General features: G+C 63.8%; 6 protein-coding genes. 4 read left to right on the top strand and 2 right to left on the bottom strand.

Features of this window, described 5'->3' with window-relative positions; translation table 11 throughout:
• Positions 1 to 30 precede the first annotated feature (30 nt).
• From VL598_RS07965 to VL598_RS07950, 4 genes are all read left to right on the top strand, one after another.
• Complete coding sequence (locus VL598_RS07965) at positions 31 to 1,203, top strand: UbiH/UbiF family hydroxylase (protein WP_325326161.1); 1,173 nt, start codon at positions 31 to 33, stop codon at positions 1,201 to 1,203.
• 99 nt (positions 1,204 to 1,302) lie between these two features.
• Positions 1,303 to 2,052 (top strand): DsbC family protein, encoded by a 750-nt coding sequence (locus VL598_RS07960; RefSeq protein WP_325326160.1) that lies wholly within the window; start codon positions 1,303 to 1,305, stop codon positions 2,050 to 2,052.
• A gap of 267 nt (positions 2,053 to 2,319) precedes the next feature.
• Complete coding sequence (locus VL598_RS07955; RefSeq protein ID WP_325326159.1) at positions 2,320 to 4,119, top strand: M61 family metallopeptidase; 1,800 nt, start codon at positions 2,320 to 2,322, stop codon at positions 4,117 to 4,119.
• A 297-nt stretch (positions 4,120 to 4,416) separates the two neighbouring features.
• The gene (locus VL598_RS07950) at positions 4,417 to 5,016 is read left to right on the top strand and encodes an FMN-dependent NADH-azoreductase (RefSeq protein WP_325326158.1); all 600 of its coding nucleotides are present in this window, start codon (positions 4,417 to 4,419) and stop codon (positions 5,014 to 5,016) included.
• A 79-nt stretch (positions 5,017 to 5,095) separates the two neighbouring features.
• On the opposite strand, the gene VL598_RS07945 is transcribed toward VL598_RS07950, so the two are convergent.
• Both VL598_RS07945 and VL598_RS07940 read right to left on the bottom strand, forming a co-directional pair.
• On the bottom strand, positions 5,096 to 5,923 hold the full coding sequence (locus VL598_RS07945) for a uracil-DNA glycosylase (protein ID WP_325326157.1): 828 nt from the start codon (positions 5,921 to 5,923) through the stop codon (positions 5,096 to 5,098).
• Between the two features lie 9 nt (positions 5,924 to 5,932).
• The gene (locus tag VL598_RS07940) at positions 5,933 to 6,559 is read right to left on the bottom strand and encodes a CYTH domain-containing protein (RefSeq protein WP_325326162.1); all 627 of its coding nucleotides are present in this window, start codon (positions 6,557 to 6,559) and stop codon (positions 5,933 to 5,935) included.
• Between the last annotated feature and the right edge of the window lie 26 nt (positions 6,560 to 6,585).

The raw sequence follows: 6,585 nt of genomic DNA, 5'->3' as shown, positions 1-6,585 counted from the left end.
CACCCTTGCGCCCGGCTATAATGCCCAACCATGACCGTTCACCCCCAGTCGTTTCATGTCGCTGTCGTCGGCGGCGGGCTCGTCGGCAAGAGCGCGGCGCTCGCGCTCGCGCAAGCCGGGCAGCGCGTTGCGCTGATTGCCCAACCGGCCTCGCCGCGAGCCGCCGATGTTCCGTTCGACGCACGTATTTACGCCCTTTCCTCGAGTTCGCAGGCGCTCCTCGAGCGGTTGCGGATCTGGCAGGCGCTCGCGCACGAGCGGCTCGAGCCCGTCTACGATATGCGCGTCTACGGCGACGCATTGGCCGAGCTGCATTTCTCCGCCTTTCAGGCCGCTGTGCCACAACTTGCCTGGATCGTCGAATCCTCGCTGATCGAGCAGGCGCTCGACGCCGCATTACGGTTCCAGCCCCATGTGACCTGGTTCGCCACGCGCGCCCAGGGGCTCGACGTGAAGGAGACGTCAGCCACGCTTGCGCTCGCGAGCGGCCAGGTGATCGATGCGGATCTGATCGTTGGTGCGGACGGCGCCCACTCGTGGGTCCGCGCACAAATGGGGGCCAACGTCATGCGGCGGGACTACCGGCAAACGGGCGTTGTCGCCAACTTCAAGGCGGAAAAACCGCACGGCGAGACAGCGTATCAGTGGTTTGTGGGAGGGGAGGTCATTGCGCTGCTGCCGCTGCCCGAAGGGCACGTTTCGCTTGTCTGGTCGGCGCGAACCGACCACGCGCGCGAGTTGCTTGCATTGGCTCCCGCCGAACTCGAAGCCGCAGTGGAGCGGGTGACGCAGGGCCGGCTCGGCGCGCTCGAATGCGTCGGTCCCGCGCATGGTTTCCCCCTTTCGCTGCAACGCGTGGACAAGCTGATCGCGCCCCGCGTGGCGCTCGTCGGCGATGCTGCGCACCTCATTCATCCGCTCGCGGGACAGGGGATGAACCTGGGATTGCGCGACGTCACCTCGCTCGTCGACGTGCTGACGAAGAAGGAGCCGTTTCGCGATCTCGGCGACGTCGTGCTGCTGCGTCGTTATGAACGCTCGCGCCAGGAGGATATTGGTGCCCTCATGCTCGCGACCGACGGGCTCGAGCGGCTGTTTTCCGTGCCAGGCAAGCTCGCGCGCCTGGTTCGCAACACCGGTATGGCGCTCGTTGGCGCCCAACCGCTCGTGAAGCGCTGGCTAGTCGGGGCTGCGCTCGGCTAGTGATCGGGCGGCGGAGACACAGGCCCCGCCGCGCCATTCGTTTCAACGCGCCAAGCGCTAGACGCGCGGGGCGCACTGCCCAGGAAGGACTTCAACATCATGCCCACGATCCTGCGTCACGTTGCATTCTCCGCCCTTGCCGCCGCGCTGATGATCGGCTGCTCATCCCAAGCCGGTGCCGACCAGACCACCGACAAGCTGAAAGCGACCTTGCAAGAGCGTCTGCCCAATGCCCACATCAAAGGCATCGCCAAGGCGCCGATTCCGGGCCTCTATGAAGTGAACCTCGGCGTGCAGATCATCTATAGCGATGCCAGTGGCAATTATGTGCTGGTCGGCGATCTCGTCGATACGAAGGCGGGCACGAGCTTGACCCAGGCGCGGCTCGCCGAGCTGAACAAGGTCGACTTCGCGACCCTTCCATTGGGCGATGCCATCAAAGTGGTGAAGGGCAACGGCAGCCGCAAGATGGCTGTCTTTTCGGATCCGAACTGCCCCTACTGCAAGCAACTCGAAGCAACGCTCAAGTCGATCGATAACGTGACCGTCTATACGTTCCTTTATCCGGTGCTCTCCGACGATTCCACGGCGAAAGCCAAGTCGATCTGGTGTTCGGCCGACCGTGCCAAGACTTGGGAAACGTGGATGGTGGATCATCGTCCGCCGACGACTGCGCCCATATGCGACACAAGCGTCCTCGACAAGAATCTCGCGCTCGGTCATGCCATGAATGTGACGGGGACGCCGACGATTATCCTCGCGGACGGCCGCCGCTTCCCCGGCGCTGTTTCGAGAGATGAACTCGACAAGGCGCTTAGCGACGCGTTGAAGGCATCGCCGGCGCACTGAACGCGCCGGTAGCCGTGAGTGATACGCGTGCGGCTGCCCCTGCAGTCGCCGCCGTGAAGGGGCGACCCTGTCTTGCATTTGCAATGCGCTATCGCGAGTTGAACCGGTTTCGCCGCTGCGGGCTTTGGAATCGCATGCAGCATGCGAACTTTGATGCGATCGCGTACGATTTATGTTTGGATTCGCGAGCCGCTGCTCGCGGATGACCGATATCCCACCTCCGTCTCTAGCTTTTAGCTCGACTGGTACCGCGCCACACCGCTGCCGATGAATCCGACTCGCTACGCCATCGTTCCCAAGCATCCCGCTGCTCACCTATTCGAAGTCACGCTCACGCTCACAGACCCTGACCCGGCCGGTCAGCGGTTTGCGCTGCCGACGTGGATTCCGGGCAGCTACATGGTGCGCGAATTCGCGCGCAACATCGTTACGCTGCAAGCGTTCAACGAAGCGGGCCGCAAAGTCCGCATTGCCAAGGTCGACAAGCAGACCTGGCAGGCCGCCCCGGTCAAAAGCGGCACATTGACACTGCGCTACGAGGTCTACGCGTGGGATATGTCGGTGCGCGCAGCGCACCTTGACGACACCGTCGGCTTTTTTAACGGTTCGAGCGTGTTTCTGGCGGCAGAGGGCCGCGAGGACGCGCCTTGCATCGTCGAGATCAAGAAGCCCGCGGGGCCTGCTTACGCCAATTGGCGTGTGGCGACATCACTCCCCGAGGCGCGCGGCACCAAGCGCTACGGATTCGGCGAGTATCGCGCGCAGGACTACGACGAACTCGTCGACCATCCGGTGACGCTCGGTGAATTTGAACTCGCTACGTTCAAAGCGCATGGAGTGCCGCACGACATCGTGATCGGCGGGCGCACGGTCAACGTCGACATGGACCGCCTGGCCACCGATCTGCAGCGCATCTGCGAAGCGCAAATCGCGCTGTTCGAGCCGAAGTCCAAAGAAGCGCCTGTCGAGCGCTACGTCTTCATGACACAAGCTGTCAGCGACGGCTACGGCGGACTCGAGCATCGCGCGTCGACGGCACTGATCTGCAATCGCGCCGATTTGCCCGTGCGCGGGCGCCCGGAGATGTCGGAGGGCTATCGGACGTATCTCGGCCTGTGCAGCCATGAGTATTTCCACACGTGGAACGTCAAGCGCATCAAGCCGGCCGCCTTCGTTCCTTACGACCTCTCGCGCGAGAACTACACATCGCTACTGTGGCTCTTCGAAGGGTTCACGTCGTATTACGACGACTTGATGCTCGTTCGCAGCAAGTCGATCGGTGAAGTTGACTACTTTGGCCTGCTCGGCAAGGCGGTCGGCGGTGTGCTGCGCGGCAGTGGACGGCTCAAGCAAAGCGTCGCCGAAAGCTCGTTCGATGCCTGGATCAAGTACTACCGCCAGGACGAGAATTCGCCCAACGCCATCGTCAGCTATTACCAGAAGGGCTCGCTCGTCGCGTTGGCGTTCGACTTGGCGATTCGCGCAAGCACGAATCACAAGAAGTCGCTCGACGATGTCATGCGGCTGCTTTGGCGCCGATACGGTCGTCAGTTCTATCGCGGCCAGCCGGCCGGTGTCGGCGAAAACGACGTCAAAGCGCTCATTCAGGAGGCCACCGGCGTCGATCTCGGGGCGCTTTTCGATGAAGCCGTCCACGGCACGCGCGACTTGCCGCTCGCGGAGTTGCTCGCACCGTTCGGCGTGACGCTCGAGCCTGAACTCGGCAATGGCAGCGGCAAGCCGTCGCTCGGCGTGCGCGTGCGTAGCGCAGCCGACTGCACGCTCGCAGCTGTCCATGATGGCAGCGCCGCACAGAAGGCGGGGCTGTCCGCCGGTGACGTGCTCGTCGCCATCGACGGCCTGCGCGTCACGGGGGCGAATCTCGACGCGCTGCTTTCGCGCTATCTGCCTGGCGCGAGCGTCGAGGTTCATGCATTCCGGCGCGACGAGCTGCGCGTCACGCGCGTGAAGCTCGACGGCGCCGAAGTCGTCCGCTATCGCCTCGAGGCGGGTGACAAGGCGCGCTCGGCTGCCCGCACCGCACGTGAGCGCTGGCTGCGTGGGTGAAGTACCGCCGGCGGTGGCCGGGTGGCTGCGCATTTCGGGGCAAGACGGCGCGACCTTCGGCTAACGACACGGGGTGGCCTGCCGGCATGGTCGAGCAGCGGCGACAAGCTGAGCGCGCCCGAGCACCGTCGGTAGCCAGGGCGCGCCCGCGCCACGGCTGATCGGCACGGGCCGGATGCCCTCCGATCGTTCCATTCTTGCAACGATCCTTCGCCGCCGGCCTACTTTCCGAGAAATAGCAAAAAAAACACAATCCTTTCACTGGCGCGGGAAACGCGCACACTTCCGGAGCTGAATATGACCACGATCCTTCAACTGAACTCGGCAGCCCGTTCGCAGGGCGCGAACTCGACGCTGCTAGCGAACGAGCTGACCGCCAAGCTGCAAAGTGCAAATCCTGGCGCAACGGTCGTCGTGCGCGACCTGCTCGCCGATGCGCTACCGCACCTGGATGACGCAATCCTCGGCGCCTTTTTCACGCCGGCCGAGCAGCGCACGCCTGAGCAAGCGGCGATTCACGCTCGCAGCGAAGCGCTGATCAACGAGTTGCAGGCGGCGGACATCATTGTCATCGGCGCACCGCTGTACAACTTTGGCGTCTCGACGCAGCTCAAGGCGTATTTCGACTGGATCGCACGTGCCGGGATCACGTTCCGCTACACCGAGAGCGGTCCGGAGGGCCTCGTGAAGGGTAAGAAAGCGTTCATCGTCTCGGCGCGCGGTGGCAAGTACTTCGGTACGCCGAACGACACGCAGACGCCGTACTTGACGTCGTTCCTCGGCTTCCTCGGCATTACAGATGTCTCGTTCATCTACGCCGAAGGTCTGGCTTACGGCCCGGATGCGGCCGCAGCCGCCTTGGCTGGCGCGCGAGAAGAGATTGCCGCAGTCGCGTAATTCGCTAAGAGAAGGTCTGCACTGGTCTGCACAGCGGCGCGACACGTGATGTCCGCCGCTGCTAGAGATGAGCCGCTCGTCATGCGACGAGCGGCTCTGCTTTTTCTGGCAGCCGCCAATCGATAGGTTTTCGGCCGCGCGAGACGAGATACTCGTTCGCGAGCGCAAAATGCCGGCAGCCGAGAAAGCCGCGATGCGCCGATAGGGGCGAGGGATGCGGCGCCTCGAGCACGCAATGCGGCCGCGCGTCGAGTAGCGCACGCTTGGCTTGCGCGTGAGCGCCCCAGAGCATGAAGACGAGGCCCTCGTGTCGATGCGCGAGCTCGCGAATCAGCGTGTCGGTGCACTTTTCCCAGCCTTGTCGGGCGTGGCTTGCCGCCTTTCCCTGTTCGACGGTCAACACTGTATTCAACAACAGCACGCCCTGACGTGCCCATGCGTCGAGACAGCCGTGACGCGGTATCTCATAGCCGAAATCAGACGCGATCGCCTTGAAAATATTGCGCAGCGAAGGCGGCGGTCGCACGGGCGCCGGTACGGAGAACGCGAGGCCGTGCGCCTGGGGATGTCCGTTGTCGTCGCCGTGATAAGGGTCCTGTCCGACGATGACGACTTCGACGTCGTCCGGGTGCGTCAATCGCAGCGCGCGGAACACATCGGCCGGGTAGATGATTTTGCCCGCTGAGCGTTCTCGATCGACAAACCGGCAAAGCGGCGCATACGCATCGCTTTCGATGAAGGGCCGCAAGTGTTCGCGCCAGTCGCGGGGGAGGGCATCGAAGAGGCTGCTGAGCGGCGCATTGAGCCCCGTCGGGGCCAGCGTCTCGGAAAGGGTGTCGACAGGCGCGTCAAAAAGTGACGCTTGGGCGAGGTCGGCGGCGGACTCAGGCGAACGGCGTCGGATCATCGACGGTTCTCAGCCTGCACGCAGCTGGTAGCCGCGCTGTGCCTTATTGATGTTTTCCGGCGTAAGCCCTGGCACTTCTGCCGACAACTCCGCAGTGAGCACATGAAGCGCCGATTCGTCCCCTTCCAGCAATTCGAGCTCGATTTCGCTGATGGGCGCACGGCGCGTCTCGCCGTCGACTTCGGCCGTCACGTCTCCCCGATCAATGGCGGCTTCAACCTGGGCGCCGCCCAGCGCGAGTCGCCAGAGATGGCGCGTAAAGCTGGTGCGAAAGAGCGGGGAAAGGTGCGGCGCCGCCTGGCGCAGCGCACTCGCTGCCTTTTCGTCGTCACAGGCGGCTGTGAGGGCGTCGATGTCGAGCGCCTCGCCCGCCACCGGCATTTCCCATTCGTGGCGGCTGTGCAGACCGCCTTCGGCCGTGCCGGCTGCTTTGAGCGTCTGCAGCCAGCCATCCGGAGTCTTGCGCAGGCGCAGCGCAATCTTCGCTTGCGTAAGCGCCAGCGAGGCGGTGTCGAAATAGATGTTGTCGAGGGGGATCTCACGCCCTGCGTCCCCGGCACGTTTTGCCAAGTATCGCGCGGCGGCGTCGGCTTGTTCGGGCGGCAGCGCGAGCTTGATTTCGCGTTCGATGCTCATGGATGAATATGAATGCTCTGCGTAGT

This window comes from Trinickia sp., assembly GCF_035492435.1.
Classification (GTDB): domain Bacteria; phylum Pseudomonadota; class Gammaproteobacteria; order Burkholderiales; family Burkholderiaceae; genus Trinickia.
This window is presented reverse-complemented; position numbering and strand designations above follow the sequence as displayed.

What these genes read in the sequence shown, in the direction of transcription:
- VL598_RS07955 (WP_325326159.1), top strand. Translation starts at nt 2,320, where the DNA reads ATGAATCCGACTCGCTACGCCATCGTTCCCAAGCATCCCGCTGCTCAC.
- VL598_RS07945 (WP_325326157.1), bottom strand. Translation starts at nt 5,923, where the DNA reads ATGATCCGACGCCGTTCGCCTGAGTCCGCCGCCGACCTCGCCCAAGCG.
- VL598_RS07965 (WP_325326161.1), top strand. Translation starts at nt 31, where the DNA reads ATGACCGTTCACCCCCAGTCGTTTCATGTCGCTGTCGTCGGCGGCGGG.
- VL598_RS07950 (WP_325326158.1), top strand. Translation starts at nt 4,417, where the DNA reads ATGACCACGATCCTTCAACTGAACTCGGCAGCCCGTTCGCAGGGCGCG.
- VL598_RS07960 (WP_325326160.1), top strand. Translation starts at nt 1,303, where the DNA reads ATGCCCACGATCCTGCGTCACGTTGCATTCTCCGCCCTTGCCGCCGCG.
- VL598_RS07940 (WP_325326162.1), bottom strand. Translation starts at nt 6,559, where the DNA reads ATGAGCATCGAACGCGAAATCAAGCTCGCGCTGCCGCCCGAACAAGCC.